The organism is Micromonospora sp. NPDC047187 (genome assembly GCF_040643355.1).
In the GTDB taxonomy this organism is placed as follows: domain Bacteria; phylum Actinomycetota; class Actinomycetes; order Mycobacteriales; family Micromonosporaceae; genus Micromonospora; species Micromonospora salmantinae.
In genome coordinates this window covers 55198-72706 of sequence record NZ_JBEYUF010000029.1, presented here as the reverse complement: position 1 = coordinate 72706, position 17509 = coordinate 55198, and the positions used below count along the sequence as shown (strand labels likewise).

Sequence of the window (17509 nt, the reverse complement as noted above, 5' to 3'; positions counted from 1 at the left end):
AGCCCCGCAGCCCCGCAGCCCCGCACGCCCCAGCCCGGCCCGCCGGGAGCCCGGCAGCACTCGCGGCCCCAGGCAGCGCGGGGCGTTCAGGCGGCGGGGAGAGCGGCCAGCCGACTGGCGCGGCGGCCGGCGACGGCCACGACGACCGCGAGGGCCAGGGCGATCAGGAAGAAGACGTCCGCGCCAGCGAAGGCCGCGTGGAAGCCCGCCGTCGGGTCGGTGGCGGAGCTGGCACGGGTGTACGCGATGGTGAGGATCGCGATGCCGAGTGAGCCGCCGAGTTGGTGGGCGACGTTGACGAGGCCGGACGCGGCGCCGGCGTCCTGCGGTTCGACTCCGGCCACGCCGCCCTGGGTCATCAGGATGATCGCGATGCCCTGGCCGATTCCGATCACCAGCAGCGGCAGCAGCACGTCCGGGAAGTAGCTGGAGCCTGTCGAGATGCGCGACAGCCACGCCATGCCGACGAGCGCGAGAACGAGGGACGCCACCAGCAGGAGGGGACGGCCGAGCCGGTTCTGCAGGGGCCGGATGGCGTACACCATGGCGAAGAATCACTCTAGTGATAGCCGGCCTCCGGTTGCTGGCGCTGGGAGACATCGGCATCGTGACGGCCCTCACCCACCTGCGTGTGGCCCGCCCGCACCGGGCCGACGCCGCCCGCAACTACGACGCGATCCTGGCGGCGGCCCGGGTCGCCTTCGCCGAGCAGGGCGCGGAGGCTCCGCTGGAGGAGATCGCCCGCCGCGCCGGGGTGGGCATCGCGACGCTCTACCGCAACTTCCCTACCCGGGAAGTGCTGATCGAGAACGTCTACGTCACCGAGGTCGAGGCGGTGTGCGCGACCGCCGGGGAGGCTGAGAGCCTCGCCCCGCGTGACGGCCTGTACGCGTGGCTGCGGCGCTTCGTGGAGTACATCGGGGCGAAGCAACCGCTGGCCGCCGGCCTGAACCGGGAGTCCACCGCCTACCTGGAGTGCCGGCGGGCGCTCTACGCCGCCGGTGGGCCGCTGCTGGAGCGGGCCCAGCGGGCGCGCGAGGTGCGCGCCGACGTGACTATCGACGACGTCATGCGCCTGACCAGCGCCATTGCCTCCGGACACTTTCCCCGCGCCGACCAGCGCGATCACGTGCTCACTGTCGCCCTGGACGGGCTGAGCGTGCAGCCGGAGTGACCCCGGCGGTCCGCCCGCGCGTCGATGTCCGAAGTGGAACAGCTGCGGAACGTGTTCGGGGAATCACGATGGACTCGGGCCCTTGACTCTCGGGAAACATCGGGCCACCATCTGACAACGTTGTCACAGACCCCCGCCATCTGACAACGTTGTCATTTCTGGAGGCAAGATGTCCGAGCCATCGCCGGTTTCCCGGCGTACCTTCCTCTCCGCCGGCGCGACGCTGCTGGCGTCGGTCGGGGTGACCGCGGCCCTCCCGGACGCCCTCGCGTCCGCCGCCGTGCCGGCGCCGACCGCCACCCCCACCGCCACCGACCTGGCCCGGTACCGCCCGGTGACGGTCTCCTCGACCGACTACGCGCCGACGCCGGCCACCTTCGCCGTGGACGGCCTGCCGCAGGTCGGCGTCCGGGGGAGTGGATGGCGTGCCGCCGCCGGCGATCCGCAGTGGATCTCGGTGGACCTCCAGGCGCCGTGCCGGATCGAGGCCGTCTGCCTGGTCTTCGAGGCCACGCTCACCGACGGACCGTTCGACGGCAACTACACCGACACCGACGGCGACGAGATCCTCTCCAGCGCCGCGACGGCGTACCGGATCGAGGTCTCCACCGACGGCCGTGCCTGGCGGTCGGTGTACGAGACCAGCGAGGGCCGGGGCGGCACGCAGACCATCAAGCTGCCCGAGCCGGTCACCGCCCGGTGGATCCGGATGACCGCCACGAAGCGCTCGAACAGCAACCCGGTCGGCCTCAACGGCTTCCAGGTCTACGGCGTGCCGCTGGCCGGCCGGCCGAAGGTTGAGGGCTGGACCAGTTGGGAGGGCGGCAACACCGGCCCGGCCCCCGAGCTGAGGGTCGCCGCCGACGGCACGGTGCCGCTGGAGTCGGGCTGGTCGTTGACGATGGACGACTTCGCCGGCACCGCCGACGGCGCCGAACTCTCCCGCGCCGGCGTCGACGTCCGGTCCTGGCTGCCGGCGACGGTACCCGGCACCGTGCTGGGCACACTGGTCGAGCAGGGTCACCTGCCCGACCCGGTGGCCGGCTTCAACAACATGCGCATCCCGGAGGCGCTGTCCCGCCACACCTGGTGGTACCGGCGCGCGCTGCGGCTGCCGCGCGACCTGGACACCTCGGCCGGCCGACGGATCTGGCTGGAGTTCGACGGGATCAACCACGAGGCGACCGCCTGGGTCAACGGCGTGCAGGTCGGCAGCGTCAAGCACCCGTTCGCGCGGGCCGCCTTCGACATCACCGACGCGTTGGCCGGTCACCGTGGCGAGCACGTCCTCGCCGTCCGGGTCACCCCGATGCCGCACCCGGGCACCCCCGGCGACAAGGGCCCCGACGGTCGTACCTTCCTCCAGTCGGCCCACCACTACCTCGACGCGCCGACCTACCTGGCGGTGTCCGGGTGGGACTGGATGCCCGCCGTCCGCGACCGGGTCACCGGCCTCTGGGACCACGTCCGGCTACGCAGCACCGGCGCCGTGGTCATCGGCGACCCGCACGTGCAGACCACGCTGCCCGACCTGCCCGACACCGACACCGCCGAGGTCACCATCCGGGTGCCGGTCCGCAACGCGGCGACCAGCGCCACCACTGTCACCGTCCGCGCGGAGTTCGACAGGGTACGCGTCGAGTCCACGGTGACCGTTCCCGCCGGCGGGAGCACCACAGTCACCTTCACGCCGGAGCGTTTCCGCGCGCTGCGGCTGCGCAACCCCCGGCTCTGGTGGCCCAACGGTTACGGCGACCCCCACCTGTACGACCTCACGCTCACCGCCACAGTGAAGCGTTCGGTCAGCGACCGGCGTGCGCTCCGCTTCGGTGTCCGCGAGTTCGCCTACGACTGGCACCAGCCGATCGTCGTCTCGCCGCCCGGCAAGCCCGCCCTGGAGTTCGTCGACGGCGCGGCGACCCAGACGGTCACGTTCGACAGGCAGCACGCCCGGCACGTCCGCGTCCAGGCCGGCCAGCGCGCCACCGGCTGGGGCATCTCGATGTTCTCGCTGTCGGTGGCCGACGGCACCGGCCCGGATCTCGCCCTGCGCCGCGACGCCACCGCGTCGTCCTCGGAGAACGACGGCAACGGTCCCGGTAGGGCCGTCGACGGCGACGCGGCGACCCGCTGGGCCTCGCAGGCCGAGGACGACCAGTGGATCCAGGTCGACCTCGGCGCGGCTGTCGACTTCGACCGGGTCACCATCGTGTGGGAGCAGGCGTACGCGCTGGACTACCGCGTCCAGGTCTCCGCCGACGGGGACGCCTGGAGCGACGTGACCTCGGTCAGCAACGACACCCCGCTGGGCAGCCGGGCCACCCAGGTCGAGACGTTCGCCAGCCAGACCGCCCAGCACCTGCGCATCCAGACCGGCGCGCGGGTGACCTCGTGGGGCGTGTCCATGTGGGCGCTCTCGGTGCAGCGTCAGGCCGAGCCGGACGTGGACCTGGCCCTGCGCCGGACGGCCACCGCGTCGTCGTCCGACGGCGACTCGAACGGCCCGGACCGGGCCGTCGACGGCGACCCCCGGACCCGCTGGTCGTCGACGTTCGAGGACAACCAGTGGATCCAGGTCGACCTCGGCGCTCCGGTCAGCTTCGACCAGATCACCATCGTCTGGGAGCAGGCGTACGCCCGCGACTTCGTCATCCAGGTCTCCGACGACGGGCAGCGCTGGACCGACGTCAAGGCGGTCAGCAACAAGATCACCGAGCTGAAGATCACGGTGAACGGTGTGCCGGTGTTCGCCCGGGGCGGCAACTGGGGCTGGGACGAGCTGCTGCGTCGGGTGCTGCCCGACCGGCTGGCCGACACCGTCGAGATGCACCGCGACATGAACTTCACGATGATCCGCAACTGGCTCGGCAGCAGCAACCGCGAGGAGCTGTACCAGGCCTGCGACGAGCAGGGCATCCTGGTGTGGAACGACTTCTGGCAGGCGGGCGCGTTCCTGCCCAACCCGCCCGGCTACGTCGACATCGCCGCCGACACGATCCGGCGGTTCCGCCACCACCCGAGCATCGTCGTCTGGTGCGGCGCGAACGAGGGTGACCCGCCGCCGATCGTCGACGCCGGGCTCAAGCAAGCCGTCTCCATCGAGCACCCGGAGATCCTCTACATCCCCAACTCCGCCAGCGGCATCGTGAGCGGGCGTGGGCCGTACGGCTGGGTCGACCCGACGACCTACACCGACAAGACGATCTACGAGGCGGACTCGTTCGGCTTCCACACCGAGATCGGCATGCCGGTGGTGTCGGTGACCGAGAGCATGCGCAACCTCGTCGGTGACGCGCCGGAGTGGCCGATCGGTGAGGTGTGGAACTACCACGACTGGTCGACCATCGGTAACCAGCGTGTCGGCACGTACCAGGCCGCGATCGACGCGCGGCTCGGTGAGTCCGACTCGCTCGACGAGTTCGCCACCCGGGCGCAGTTCGTCAACTACGAGAGCCACCGCGCGATGTTCGAGGCGTGGAACGCCAACCTGTGGCAGGACGCCACCGGTCTGCTGCTGTGGATGTCGCACCCGGCGTGGCACAGCACGGTCTGGCAGACCTACGACTACGACCTCGACGTGAACGGCGCCTACTACGGCGCCCGCAAGGGGTGCGAGCCGGTGCACGTCCAGGCCGACCCGGGCACCTGGCAGGTCCGGGTGGTCAACCACACCGCCGCGCCGCTGAGCGGGGTCACGGTGAGCGCCCGACGGTACGACCTGAGCGGCCGGTCGCTGGGTTCGGCCCAGCGTCAGCGGGTGGACGTGGCCCGCTCGGCCACCACGGCGGCCTTCCCGCTCGCCGCGCCGGACGGCGGCGGGCTGCACCTGGTGCGACTGGAGCTGCGCGACAGCCGCGACCGGCTGCTCGCGGAGAACACCTACTGGCGCTACGACAAGGCCGAGCAGTTGCGGGCGCTCAACGACGTGCCGAGCACCCGACTGTCGACGTCGTCGAGCACCGTACGCGTCGTGGACGGGCGCAACACCGTCACCACGACGGTCCGCAACCAGGGCCGTACGGTCGCCGCGTTGGTGCGGCTCGCCGTGCGCGACCACGGCGGTGAGCGGGTCCTGCCGGCCCGCTACGACGACAACTACTTCTGGCTCCTGCCGGGGGAGAGCCGCGAGGTGCGGATCTCCTGGCCGGCCAGGCCGGGCCTCGCCCGCCAGGTCACGGTGACCGCGCAGGCGTACAACTCCTAGGAGTACGCGGTGGGAGGCGGCGCCGTGACGGCTCCGCCTCCCACCGTGGACCCGTGCGCTGCCACCCGATGCGGGCGTTTAAGGTCCGTTACCGCACCTCGGCTCGGGACCGAGATTCATGCTGTACGTGTGACACGGTCCCCGTCCGGCGCGGTGCGGGTCGCGTTCGCGTTCTGGATCACGCTCGTGGGCACCACAGTGCCGACCCCGCTCTACCCGCTCTACGAGCTGGAGTTCGGCTTCTCGTCGTTGACAGTGACAGTGGTCTACGCGCTGTACGCGCTGGGAGTCGTGGTCGGGCTGCTGGTCTTCGGTCGGCTCTCCGACCAGATCGGCCGACGCCCGGTCATCCTCATCGCGCTGCTGCTCTCGGTCGCCGCCGACGCCGTGTTCCTGGCCGCTGTGGACCTGGCGATGATCATCGTGGGTCGGATCCTCGCCGGGCTGTCCGCCGCGCTGATCATCGGCGCGGCGACAGCGGCGTTGGCGGAGCTGATCGACCCTCGGCACCCGAAGCGGGCCGCCACCGTGTCGATCTTCGCGAACCTGGGCGGCCTGGCCGCCGGCACCCTGCTGTCCGGGATCGTGTCGGACCTGGCACCCGAGCCGCTGCGGCTGCCCTGGGTGATCGTGCTGATCCTGGCGGTGGTCGCGATCATCGCGCTGCGCGGGGTGCCGGAGACGGTCCGGGAACGTTCGCCGGTGACCCTGCGGGTGCAGCGGTTGCACGTGCCGGCGACCATCCGCGGGGACTTCGTCCGCTCGGCGCTCACCGCCGGGGCGGGCTTCGCCGCCCTCGGGGTGCTCACGTCGGTGAGCGGGCTGTTCCTCGGCATGGTCCTGCACGAGACCTCACACACGCTGGCCGCGCTGGTGGTCTTCGTGGCGTTCACCGGCGCGGCGTTCGGTCAACTGCTGACCCGCCTGCTGTCCTCGCGCGCCGCGCTGGCCAGCGCCTGCGCCGGCCTGGTCGTGGGGGCGGGCCTGCTCGCGTTCAGCATGTGGATGGCGTTGCTGGCGACGCTGCTCATCAGCGCGGCGATCATCGGGGTCGCGTCCGGGGTGGCGGTCGGCGACGGCATCGCGACGATCACGATGAAGACCGAACCGCAGCACCGGGCCGAGGCGGTGTCGACCTTCTTCGCCATCCTGTTCGCCATGCTCGGTGTGCCAGCGGTCGGGGTCGGTCTGCTGATCCAGACGATCGGTCTGCGCCCGGCCGGCGAGGTCTTCAGTGCGGTGGTGGCGGTGCTCGCGCTGGTCGTCCTGCTCAGCCTGGTTCGGGGCGGCCGGACTCGGCCCGCGAGCTGATCACCGGCCGGGCCTGTTCAGGGCCCGCGGGGCGCTTGATGAGCCAGTCATGGAGGTCTTGCGGCGGTCATCGTATACAACATACGCTCCCCGAATCGCCCACTTGAGGAGCTCTCCATGACGAACCTCTCCGTCCGCGACACGAACCTGCCCCGCCGCCGGGTGCTCCGGGCCGCCGTGGCGGCGGCCGTCGTCGTCTGCACTGTCGTCGCCTGCTCACCGGTGTCGAACGACGAAGGCGGCGACCCGTCCGGCGGCGGCCAGTCGGCAGGCCAGGACTCCTTCGGCACGCCCGCCGACCCCGCCGCCGTGAAGCAGGGCGGCAAGCTGGTCATCGCCCTCTCCGCCGAGCCCGACGCGCTGGACCCGACGCTGTCGAGAAGCCTCTACTCCCGCTACGTCTTCCAGGCCATGTGCCAGAAGCTCTACGACGTCAACGAGCAGGCGCAGGTCGTACCGCAGCTCGCGACGGCCCTGCCCACCACGAGCGGCGACGGCCGGACGGTGACCATTCCACTGCGGCCCGGCGTGCGCTTCGCTGACGGCACGGCGTTCGACTCGGCCGCGGTGAAGGCCACCCTGCAACGCCACCTCACCAACGCCCGGTCGGCCCGCAAGAGCGAACTCGGCCCCATCGACGGCGTCGACACCCCGGACGCGCAGACCGTCGTCCTGCGGCTGAAGCAGCCCTTCGCACCGCTGCTCGGGGCCCTCGCCGACCGAGCCGGCATGATCATGAGCGCGCAGGCGCTGCGGACCAAGGGCGACGACTTCGCCTCCGCGCCGGTCTGCGTCGGCCCCTTCAAGTTCGCGAAGCGGGTGCCACAGAACTCCATCGAGGTAGTGCGGGACCCCAACTACTACGACGCGAGCAAGGTGCACCTGGACGCCATCTCGTGGCGGATCCTCACCGACGCCAGCATCCGCGCCGCCAACCTGCGCTCCGGCGACGCGCAGGTCGCCGACTCGGTCTCCACCCAGGACGTCGCCTCGCTCCGGCAGGACGCGGCGGTCTCCGTCCTCCAGTCGCAGTCCCTCGGCTACCAGGGCCTGACCATCAACGTCGGCAACGTCGACGGCGTCGGCACCACAGCCAAGCCCATCAACCGCCCCCTCGCCCAGAACGCCAAGGTGCGGCAGGCCTTCGAGCACGCCATCGACCGCAAGGCCCTTGTCGACGCGGTCTTCAACGGTCTGCACGCCGCCGCCTGCTCCCCGATCTCACCCGCGAGCACGTTCTCGTCCCCCGAGGCGCAGACCTGCCCGGCGCACGACCCCGCCAAGGCCAAGCAGTTGCTGGCCGAGGCCGGCGTGCAGACGCCGTACACGGTCACGATGCTCGCCTCGAACACCCCCGACACGCTGCGCCTCGCGCAGGCGTTGCAGTCCATGGTCAAGGACGGCGGATTCGACCTGAAGATCAACCCGGTGGAGTACTCGTCGCTCCTCGACGAGCAGGACCGCGGCAACTTCGAGCTGCTGCAACTGGGCTGGAGCGGACGGATCGACCCGGACGCCAACATCACGAACTTCGTCGGCACCGGCGCCAGCCAGAACGTCGCCGGCTACAGCAACCCGCAGCTCGACACCCTACTGACCCAGGCCCGACAGGCCGGCGACGTCGAGGAGCGCAGGAAGCTGTACGGGCAGGCGGTCACACTGCTTCAGCAGGACGACGCCCTGATCTACCTCTACCGGCAGCGCAACCTGACCGCCGTCAGCAAGCAGATCCAGGGCCTCCAGGTCTACCCGGACGGCGTGATCCGGGCGGCCTTCGCCGGCTTCGGCAAGTAGGCCGTCGTGGCCCGGTATCTGCTCACCCGCGCCTGGCAGTCGGCGCTGACCCTGCTGTTGTCGACGATCGTGGTCTTCGTCGGCGTACGGGCGCTCCCCGGCGACCCGGCCCTCGCCCTGGCCGGGGAGGACCGGTCGCCGGAGGCGCTGGAGGCCATCCGTCGGCACTACGGGCTGGACCAGCCGCTGCCGGTGCAGTTCGCCCAGTACGTGGAGCGCATGGCGCAGGGCGACTTCGGGGTGTCCATCCGCACCGGCACGCCGGTCTCGTCGATGCTCACGACCGCCCTGCCGGTGACCGTCGAGCTGTCCGTCCTGGCGATCCTCATCGCGGCGGCGCTCGGCGTCGCCGCCGGGGTGCTCGCGGCGGTCCGTCGTGGACGTCCGGCGGAGTGGCTCGCCAACGGACTGGCCCTGATCGGGCTGTCGGTGCCGCACTTCTGGCTGGGACTGCTGGCGATCCTCTACCTGTCCGTGGCGACCGGGCTCTTCCCCGCCTCCGGCTTCGTGCCGATCCTGGAGGACCCGGTGGACAACCTGCACCACATCATCCTGCCGGCCGTGATCCTCGGCACCGGCCTGGCCGCCATCATCATGCGGCAGACCCGGTCGGCGATGCTGGATTCGCTCTCCTCCGACTACGTACGCACGGCGAAGGCGAAGGGCCTGCGACCGCGCGCCGTCATCACCCGACACGCCCTGCGGAACAGCCTCATCGTGGTGGTGACCGTCGTGGGTCTCCAACTCGGCGGGCTGATCTCGGGCGCTGTCGTCACCGAACAGATCTTCGGGCTGCCGGGCTTCGGCAAGATGACCATCGACGCGGTGTTCCAACGGGACTACCCGGTGATCCAGGCCGTCGTCCTGCTCACCGCGGCCGCCTACATCGTGATCAACTTCTTCGTGGACCTGCTCTACTCGGTCATCGATCCACGCATCCGGGTGACGGGAGATCCGGCATGAGCGTCCTCACCGTACCGATGGCGGAGACCGGCACCGCCAGCATCACCAGGCGTACCCGGGTGCTGCGGCGGCTGCGGCGCAACCCGCTCGCCGTGGTGAGCTTCGTCGTGCTCGCGCTGGCGGGTGTCATCGCGCTGCTCTCGCCCTGGCTCGCGCCCTACTCGGTCGACCAGACCGACTTCGCCCGTACGTTCGCACCTCCCGGCACCGCCGGGCACCTGCTGGGCACCGACGACCTCGGCCGGGACGTCCTCTCCCGCATCATGCTCGGCGCTCGGGCGTCATTGCAGGTCGGGCTCCTGGCGGTGGCCACGTCGCTGGTCATCGGCGTGCCGCTCGGGCTCGCCGCCGGCTACTTCCGGGCCTGGGACGCGGTGATCTCGCGCTTCACCGATCTGCTGCTGGCGTTTCCGTTTCTGATCATGGCGGTGGGGCTCGCGGCCATCCGGGGCGCCAGCCTCGGCAACGCCGCGGTGGCCATCGGCATCGCCCAGATCCCCGGGGTGATCCGGGTCGTCCGCTCGGACACGCTGCGCCTCAAGTCGCTGGACTTCGTCGCGGCGGCCGTCGTGGACGGCGCGAGCGACCTGTGGGTGCTGGCCCGGCACATCCTGCCGAACGCGACCTCGGTGATCCTGGTGCAGGCCACTGTCGCCATCCCGGCCGCGATCCTCGGCGAGGCGGTGCTGTCCTTCCTCGGCCTCGGCATCCAGCCCCCGGCACCCAGTCTCGGCACCATGCTGGCCACCGCCCAGCAGTTCGCCGCCCGCGCACCGTGGGCCGCCGTCTTCCCCGGCGTCGTGATCATGGGTCTGGCGCTGGCGTTCAACGTCTTCGGTGACGCCCTGCGCGATGCCCTCGACCCGAAGGGAGACCGGCGATGACCACCGCCTCCGCGCCCGTGCTGGAGATCCGCGACCTGTCGGTGTCGTTCCCGACCGAGACCGGCACCGTCTCGGCGGTCGACGGGGTCAGCCTGGACCTCGCAGCCGGGGAGATCGTCGGGATGGTGGGCGAGTCGGGATGCGGAAAGAGCGTCACCGCGATGAGCCTCGCCGGGCTGCTGCCGGGCAGCGCCCGGGTCACCGGTTCGGTGCGCCTGGACGGCACCCAGCTGGTCGGGGCCCGCGAGTCGGCCCTGCGCCGGGTCCGTGGCCGGGAGATCGCCTACATCTTCCAGGAACCGATGACCTCGTTGAACCCGGTGCTCACCGTCGGGCGGCAGATCGGGGAGGTGCTCCAGGTTCACGAGCGGATGTCCCGACGGGCGGCGCGGGCCCGCGCCATGGAGCTGTTGACGCTCGTCGGGATCCCGTCCGCCGCCCAGCGGGTCGACAACTATCCGCACCAACTCTCCGGCGGCATGCGCCAGCGCGTGATGATCGCGATGGCGGTGGCCTGCGGCCCGAAGGTGCTGGTGGCCGACGAACCGACCACAGCGCTGGACGTCACCGTCCAGGCCGGCATCCTCCAGGTGCTGCGGGACCTGCGCGACCGGCTCGGCACGAGCGTCCTCATCATCACCCACGACCTCGGCGTGATCGCCGACATCGCGGACCGCGTCGTCGTCATGTACGCGGGCCGGGTGGTGGAACGGGCGCCGGTGGACGACCTGTTCGCCCACCCCCGGCACCGGTACACGGCAGGGCTCCTGTCGGCGTCACCGCAGCCGGGCCGGCACGCCGGGACCGACCGGTTGACCGAGATCCCCGGGCTGGTGCCCGTCCTGGCCAGCCAACCCGACGCCTGCACCTTCGCGGATCGGTGCCCGGCCGCTGATCAGCGGTGCCGGGCGGCCGCCCCGCCGTTGGAGGATGTCTGCGGCACCGACCACGTCGCGGCCTGTTGGCACCCCTGCGCAACGGCACCGACGGCACCGACGGCAGCTCAGGAGGCGAACCGATGACGCCGCAGCCGAACGCCCTGGAGATCGCGGACCTGGTGATGCACTTCGGTCCGGTGCGTGCCGTGGACGGGGTGTCCCTGACCATCCCGCGCGGCCGGGTCACGGCCCTGGTGGGGGAGAGCGGTTCCGGGAAGTCGACAGTGGGCCGATGCGTGGTGCGGCTCGTCGAACCGACAGCGGGAACGGTCCGGATCGCGGGCACTGACGTCACCCACCTGTCCCGACGGCGACTGCGCCCCCATCGCGGCGCGGTGTCGATCGTCTTCCAGGACCCGGCCGCGTCACTGGACCCGCGGATGCTGGTGGGCGAGATCGTGGCCGAGCCGCTGCGGCTGGCCGGCAAGCGGATCTCACGGCGCGAGCGGGACGCCCGCGTCGCCCCCCAACTCGAACGGGTGGGCCTGCGCGCAGAGGTGGCCCGTCGCTATCCCCACGAGCTGTCCGGCGGGCAACGTCAACGGGTCAGCATCGCGCGGGCCCTGATCTCCGAGCCCATGCTGCTCATCGCTGACGAACCCACCAGCGCGCTCGACGTGTCAGTGCAGGCGTCGGTGCTCAACCTCCTCGCCGACCTGCAACGCGACATCGGGTTCGCCTGCCTCTTCATCACCCACGACCTCTCCGCCGTCGAGTACCTGGCCGACGACATCGCGGTCATGTACCTGGGTCAACTCGTCGAGACGGGCAGCCGCGAGCGGATCTTCGCCCGGCCCGCCCACCCGTACACGCAGGCGCTGCTCTCCGCCGCGCCGGTGGCCGACCCGGTGCGTCAGCGCCACCGTCAGCCGGTGCTGCTCGGCGACGACCTGCCGTCCGCGCTCGACCCGCCGTCCGGTTGCCGGTTCCGGACCCGGTGCCCGCTCGCCTTCGACAGGTGCGCGACGGAGGTGCCGGCGCAGACCGCCGTCGGCGACGGCATGGCCGCGTGCCACCTGGTCCGGCCGGACGGCACCGGCCCCGACGTTCGTACCGCAGACCCCAGTGAGGTGTTGTCATGACGTTCACCACCCGACCCACGTTGCAGGGCACCTTCGGCATGGTGTCCTCCACCCACTGGCTCGCCAGCCAGGCGGCGATGGGCATCCTGGAACGCGGGGGCAACGCCTTCGACGCCGCTGTCACCGCCGGGTTCGTCCTGCACGTCGTCGAGCCGCACCTGAACGGGCCGGGCGGCGAGGTGCCGGCCATCGTGGCCACCGCACGGGACCCCCGACCGAAGGTGCTGTGCGGGCAGGGGCCGGCGCCGGCCGGCGCCACCATCGCGCACTTCCGGTCCCTCGGGATGGACCTCATCCCGGGTGCCGGGCCGCTCGCGGCGGCCGTACCCGGCGCGGTGGACGCCTGGCTCCTGCTGCTGCGCGAGCACGGCACGCTCACCCTCGCCGAGGTGCTGGAGCCGGCGATCGGCTACGCCGGCGCCGGGCACCCGTTGGTGGCCCGCGTCGGTGACACGGTGGCGGCCGTCCGGTCGTTGTTCGAGGAACACTGGCCCACCTCCGCCGCGCTCTGGCTGCGCGGCGGCCGACCACCGGCCGCCGGGGAGTTGGTCACCAACCCGGCGTACGCGGACACCCTGCGCCGGCTCGTCGAGGCGGGACGGGCGGCCGGCACCGACCGGGAGGCCCAGATCGAGGCCGCGCGCCGGGCCTGGAGCACGGGTTTCGTCGCCGAGGCGATCGACGCGTTCAGCCGACGGCCGTTCCAGGACTCCAGTGGCCGCCCGCACGCCGGGCTGGTCACCGGCGACGACCTGGCCGCGTACTCGGCGAGCTGGGAGCCGCCCGCCACCCTCGACTGGCACGGCTACTCGGTGGCGAAGACCGGTTTCTGGGGTCAGGGCCCGGTGCTGCTGGAGTCCCTGGCCACACTGGACGCGCTCGACGACCCGGGCGCGTACGACCCGGCGACCGCGGCGGGTGTGCACGCCCAGGTCGAGGCGCTCAAGCTCGCCTTCGCCGACCGGGAGGCATGGTACGGCGACGGGGCCGACGTGCCCGCCAAGGCGCTGCTGTCGCCGCAGTACGCGCGGGAGCGGGCCGCCCTGATCGGCGATCGCGCGTCGGCGGAGCTGCGGCCGGGGCGTCCGGACGGGGCGCAGCCGCGCCTGCCCGCCCACGTTCGACCCGGTGCCGGTCGGCGTACCGGGCCGACGGATGCCACCACGGGAGAGCCGACAGTGCAGTCGGACGGGGTGACCCGGGGCGACACCTGTCACGTGGACGTGGTCGACCGCTGGGGCAACATGATCTCCGCGACGCCCAGCGGCGGCTGGTTGCAGAGTTCCCCGACGATCCCGGAGCTGGGCTTTCCGCTGGGCAGCAGGCTGCAGATGTTCTGGCTGGAGGAGGGGCTCGCCTCGTCGCTGGCGCCGGGCCGTCGCCCGCGTACGACGTTGAGCCCGACGATGGTGCACCGCGACGGTGAGCCGGTGCTGGCCTGCGGCACCCCCGGTGGCGACCAGCAGGACCAGTGGCAGTTGCCGTTCCTGCTGCGGCACCTCGTCGGTGGGCAGAGCATTCAGGAGGCCATCGACGCGCCGGCGTGGCACACGGTCAGCCTGCCGGGGTCGTTCTATCCGCGCGACATGGAACCCGGTGTCCTGGTGGTGGAGGACCGGCTCGACGAGGGTGTGCTGGCGGCGCTGCGGGCGTACGGGCACGAGGTGCGGGTCACCGACGGGTGGAGCCTCGGTCGGCTCTGCGCGGTGACCCGTGACCCGGCGACGGGAGTGCTGGCGGCCGGCGCGAACCCCCGGGGGATGCAGGGCTACGCGTGCGGCCGGTAGCGCATGCCGCAGCCGGGTGCCCGTCAGCGCGTGCCGTAGCCGCCTTCGGCGTTCTCGTACGCCGCGGCGGATGCCGCGTCGAGGTGGTCGAGCGCGGCCCGCTCGGCGCGGTCACCGTCGCCTGACTCGATGGCGTCGACGAGTTGGATGTGCTCGGCCCACGAGTGTGGCGCGCGTTCGGCCGCCCCGAGCCGGAAGACCCACTGGACATGGAGGTAGAGCGACTTGGCGATCGACGACAGCCAGGGGTTTCCGCTGATCTGGAGGATGCGCAGGTGCAGTGTGCTGTTCAGTTCGGCGACCCGGGCCAGGTCCTGGCGCTGCGTCGCCTCGCGGCCCTGGTCGAGCAGGGCCCGTAGGGACGCCACGTCGGCCGCTGTGGCCCGCTCGGCGGCCAGCCGGGCGGCCAGCGCCTCCAGGCGCTCGCGCACGGCGAACATGTCGGTGATGGTCCCGCTGCTCGGTGAGGCGACTACCGCTCCCCGGCGGGGGAGGATCACGACGAACCCCTCCGCCTCGGCGACGCGCAGCGCCTCCCGGACGGGGTTGCGGGAGACGCCGAAGTCCTCGGCGAGCCGGTCCTCGGTCAGCCGCTCCCCGGGCAGGTAGTCGCCGTCGATGATGGCGGTCCGCAGCGCGGCGAGGACCTGATCGCGTAGCGGCAGGTGTTGCGCGCCGAGCTTGTCCCGTAGGTCTTCAGCCACCTGGTCGCCTCTCCGTGAACGTGTCCGGACAAAGTGTATACGAAGAACAATTACTGGAAGGTGGCCGACAGTGTCGAGCACAGCGCCCCGCGTCACCCACCCCCACGTCACCCCGCGCCGAGACGAGCGCCTGCTGCGGCGACGGCAGGTGCTCGTCGTCGTCCTCACCTTCCTCACCGGGAGCGCCGACGCTCTCGGTTTCCTCGCCCTCGGCGGCGCCTTCGCCAGCGTGATGACCGGCAACATGGTCCTGCTCGGGCTCTCCGCCGGCCGGGGCGAAGCCGACCTGGCTCTGACGTCGGGCTGCGCCATCGTCAGCTTCATCGTCGGTGTCCTCGCGGGCGCCCGCGTCGTCGGCTCGGCACAGCCCGACGATCCCGTCTGGCCCCGGCGGGTCACCTGGGCGCTGGTCCTGGAGCTGTCGGTGTTCGTGGTGTTCGCCGTCGTCTGGGAGGTCACCCTGCACACCCCGGACGCGGGTGTCCACCTGGCGCTGCTGATGCTGTCCGCGGTCGCGCTGGGCGTGCAGAGCAGTGCCATCCAACGCTTCGGCGTGTCCGGCCTGTCCTCCACGTACCTGACCGGCACCCTCACCAGCCTGATCGCCGGGGTCGCCGCGCGCAGCCCCTGGGCCAGCCTGCGACCCAAGGCTCAGGTGCTGCTGGCCCTCATGGTCGGCGCGGCGGTCGGCGCCCTTGTCGCCCTGCACCTGCCTGTCGTCGCCCCGGCCCTGCTGATAGTGCCGCTGGTGCTCGTCGTCGCCGTGTCCGCGCGGATGCGGACCTGAGCGTCAGACACCGCGAGCGAACAGGGCCAGACGTACCCGGTTGGGGCTGTCGGTCTTGGTCATCAGGCTGGTGATGTGGGTCTTGACGGTGGTGACACCGATGTGGAGCCGGTCGGCGATCTCGGTGTTGGACAGGCCCTCGGCGACCAGGTTGAGCACGTCCCGTTCCCGGGCGGTCAGGCCCGGCAGGGCCGGTGGTGACCCGGGGCGGGCGTGCACCGCGCGCTGCACGAGGCGGCGCAGCACCTCCGGGCTGAACGGGCTGTCACCGACGGCGGCCCGGCGGATGCCGTCCAGCAGCTCGGTCGGGGGCGCGTCCTTGAGCAGGAACCCGCACGCTCCCGCGGTCAGCGCGGGGTAGAGGTGGTCGTCGTCGCCGAACGTCGTCAGCACCAGGACGCGGGCGGCGGGGCGTTCGGCGAGGATCCGGCTGGTAGCGGTGATCCCGTCGACACCGGGCATCCGCAGGTCCATGACGACGACGTCGGGGAGGAGCCGCCCGGCCAGCGGGATCGCCTCACGGCCGTTGTCGGCCTCGCCGACGACCTCGATGTCGGGTTGGGCGTCGCAGAGCATGCGCAGCCCGGCCCGGATGAGGTGCTGGTCGTCGACCAGCAGCACCCGGATCACGCCGGCTCCGGCGCGGGCGACCCGGCCGACGCCTCCCGCTCGCGGGGCACCGACCCGACCGGCGCGTCGGCGGGCGCGGCGGCCACGGCCGGAAGGACGGTTCGCACCCGCCACCCGGCGCCGGTCGGGCCCGCGTCCAGCCGGCCGCCGAGGACCTCGACGCGTTCCCGCATCCCGGTGATGCCGTGCCCGCCACCGGCCGGAACGCCCGCCGGCACCCCACCGCGCCCGTTGTCGGTGACCTCCCAGTGCACGCAGCCGTCCCGGACAGCCACCACGAGGTGCGCGAGCGCGGACGTCCCCGCGTGTTTGGCCACGTTTGTCAGCGCCTCCTGGGTCAGTCGCAGCACCGCCATGCCGCGCACCGCGTCGAGTGAACCGATCGCCGGGTCGAGATCGGCCTCCACAGTGACACCCGCCTGCCGGGCCCGGTCGATGGACGCGCCGATCGCCGCCGGCAGCGCCGACGGTTCGATAGCGGTCAGCGCCGCGTCGCCGCGTACCCCGTCGGGGTTGCGCAGCACCGCGACCAGCCGGCGCAGCTCCGCGAGGGCCGAGGTGCCGGTGCCGTGCACGTCGTCGAAGACCTCGCCCACCCGCGGGTCCAGGTCGGTGAGCACGTGCCGGGCCACGCCGACCCGCAGGACCATCGACGCCACGTGGTGCGCGACCACGTCGTGCAGTTCGCGGGCGATGGCGCTGCGTTCGTCGGCGCGGGCCGCACGACTCTCCGACTCGTGCTGGCGTTGCTCGGCCACCGCCCGCTCCACGGCCTGCCGACTCAGCTCCCGGTTGGTGCGGATGACGAGACCGAGCAGCACCGGCACACCGACCTCCAGGGCCAGCCCGACGACGGCCGAGGCGACCTGGCCGACCGCGTCGCCGACCGAGTCGGTCAGGTCGACCACGACCAGCAGCGCGGCGGACATCCAGATGGTCCGGGGGCTGCGCGCCCGCATGGTGACCTCGAGCAGGGCCCAACTCGCGCCAACCTGGTTGATGGTGAGGTCGTCGAGCAGGCGGATCGCGACCGTCAGCAGGGCGGCCTGCGCCAGCAGGTTGACCACCGGCCAGCGGTGCACCGCCAGCCCCACGGTGAACGCGAGGACCGCGAGGATCCACTGTGTCGTCGTGGGCGTGCTGGCGGAGTGCGGGACGAAGAACAGGTAGCCCAGCCCGGCGAGGTCGAGCAGCGCCATCCGCACGAGCGCGTCCCGCATGTCGAACAGTCGCCCCGGCCAGCTCACGGTG

14 protein-coding genes are annotated in these 17509 nt (G+C 72.0%); 10 read left to right on the top strand and 4 right to left on the bottom strand.

From position 1 onward, the window contains the following. Positions 1–86: 86 nt before the first annotated feature. Complete coding sequence (locus ABZ794_RS29945) at positions 87–545, bottom strand: hypothetical protein (protein ID WP_357518717.1); 459 nt, start codon at positions 543–545, stop codon at positions 87–89. A 17-nt stretch (positions 546–562) separates the two neighbouring features. On the opposite strand from ABZ794_RS29945, the gene ABZ794_RS29940 reads away from it, so the two are divergent. The 9 genes from ABZ794_RS29940 to ABZ794_RS29900 all read left to right on the top strand — a co-directional run bounded on the left by ABZ794_RS29940 (position 563) and on the right by ABZ794_RS29900 (position 14137). Then, positions 563–1174: a helix-turn-helix domain-containing protein gene (locus ABZ794_RS29940; protein ID WP_308194390.1), complete on the top strand. Its 612-nt coding sequence runs from the start codon at positions 563–565 to the stop codon at positions 1172–1174. Between the two features lie 169 nt (positions 1175–1343). Then, complete coding sequence (locus tag ABZ794_RS29935) at positions 1344–5378, top strand: discoidin domain-containing protein (RefSeq protein ID WP_357518714.1); 4035 nt, start codon at positions 1344–1346, stop codon at positions 5376–5378. 129 nt (positions 5379–5507) lie between these two features. Then, complete coding sequence (locus ABZ794_RS29930) at positions 5508–6689, top strand: MFS transporter (protein ID WP_238690067.1); 1182 nt, start codon at positions 5508–5510, stop codon at positions 6687–6689. Positions 6690–6806: 117 nt separating this feature from the next. Next, on the top strand, positions 6807–8483 hold the full coding sequence (locus ABZ794_RS29925; protein WP_357518712.1) for an ABC transporter substrate-binding protein: 1677 nt from the start codon (positions 6807–6809) through the stop codon (positions 8481–8483). 6 nt (positions 8484–8489) lie between these two features. After that, positions 8490–9446: an ABC transporter permease gene (locus ABZ794_RS29920; RefSeq protein WP_357518710.1), complete on the top strand. Its 957-nt coding sequence runs from the start codon at positions 8490–8492 to the stop codon at positions 9444–9446. Then, on the top strand, positions 9443–10330 hold the full coding sequence (locus ABZ794_RS29915; RefSeq protein ID WP_357518708.1) for an ABC transporter permease: 888 nt from the start codon (positions 9443–9445) through the stop codon (positions 10328–10330). Before ABZ794_RS29920 ends, ABZ794_RS29915 begins: the two co-directional genes overlap by 4 nt. Beyond that, positions 10327–11352 (top strand): ABC transporter ATP-binding protein, encoded by a 1026-nt coding sequence (locus ABZ794_RS29910; RefSeq protein WP_357518706.1) that lies wholly within the window; start codon positions 10327–10329, stop codon positions 11350–11352. Before ABZ794_RS29915 ends, ABZ794_RS29910 begins: the two co-directional genes overlap by 4 nt. Continuing rightward, positions 11349–12350, top strand: a complete 1002-nt coding sequence (locus tag ABZ794_RS29905; RefSeq protein WP_357518704.1) for an oligopeptide/dipeptide ABC transporter ATP-binding protein — start codon at positions 11349–11351, stop codon at positions 12348–12350. Before ABZ794_RS29910 ends, ABZ794_RS29905 begins: the two co-directional genes overlap by 4 nt. Continuing rightward, the gene (locus ABZ794_RS29900) at positions 12347–14137 is read left to right on the top strand and encodes a gamma-glutamyltransferase family protein (protein WP_357518702.1); all 1791 of its coding nucleotides are present in this window, start codon (positions 12347–12349) and stop codon (positions 14135–14137) included. The genes ABZ794_RS29905 and ABZ794_RS29900 overlap by 4 nt, the downstream gene beginning before the upstream one ends. Before the next feature lie 23 nt (positions 14138–14160). Here the strand turns inward: ABZ794_RS29900 and ABZ794_RS29895 are convergent, their stop codons facing one another. Next, positions 14161–14841, bottom strand: a complete 681-nt coding sequence (locus ABZ794_RS29895; RefSeq protein WP_210785405.1) for a GntR family transcriptional regulator — start codon at positions 14839–14841, stop codon at positions 14161–14163. Between the two features lie 70 nt (positions 14842–14911). Between ABZ794_RS29895 and ABZ794_RS29890 the strand changes: the two genes are divergently transcribed. Next, positions 14912–15628 (top strand): YoaK family protein, encoded by a 717-nt coding sequence (locus ABZ794_RS29890; RefSeq protein ID WP_210785404.1) that lies wholly within the window; start codon positions 14912–14914, stop codon positions 15626–15628. Between the two features lie 3 nt (positions 15629–15631). On the opposite strand, the gene ABZ794_RS29885 is transcribed toward ABZ794_RS29890, so the two are convergent. Further along, positions 15632–16258 (bottom strand): response regulator transcription factor, encoded by a 627-nt coding sequence (locus tag ABZ794_RS29885; protein WP_210785403.1) that lies wholly within the window; start codon positions 16256–16258, stop codon positions 15632–15634. After that, on the bottom strand, positions 16255–17505 hold the full coding sequence (locus tag ABZ794_RS29880) for a histidine kinase (RefSeq protein WP_357518700.1): 1251 nt from the start codon (positions 17503–17505) through the stop codon (positions 16255–16257). The genes ABZ794_RS29885 and ABZ794_RS29880 overlap by 4 nt, the downstream gene beginning before the upstream one ends. Positions 17506–17509 lie beyond the last annotated feature (4 nt).

Bases quoted from the DNA above. Each gene is read 5' to 3' on its own strand.
- ABZ794_RS29945 (WP_357518717.1), bottom strand. From the start codon at position 545: ATGGTGTACGCCATCCGGCCCCTGCAGAACCGGCTCGGCCGTCCCCTC.
- ABZ794_RS29935 (WP_357518714.1), top strand. From the start codon at position 1,344: ATGTCCGAGCCATCGCCGGTTTCCCGGCGTACCTTCCTCTCCGCCGGC.
- ABZ794_RS29925 (WP_357518712.1), top strand. From the start codon at position 6,807: ATGACGAACCTCTCCGTCCGCGACACGAACCTGCCCCGCCGCCGGGTG.
- ABZ794_RS29915 (WP_357518708.1), top strand. From the start codon at position 9,443: ATGAGCGTCCTCACCGTACCGATGGCGGAGACCGGCACCGCCAGCATC.
- ABZ794_RS29910 (WP_357518706.1), top strand. From the start codon at position 10,327: ATGACCACCGCCTCCGCGCCCGTGCTGGAGATCCGCGACCTGTCGGTG.
- ABZ794_RS29905 (WP_357518704.1), top strand. From the start codon at position 11,349: ATGACGCCGCAGCCGAACGCCCTGGAGATCGCGGACCTGGTGATGCAC.
- ABZ794_RS29900 (WP_357518702.1), top strand. From the start codon at position 12,347: ATGACGTTCACCACCCGACCCACGTTGCAGGGCACCTTCGGCATGGTG.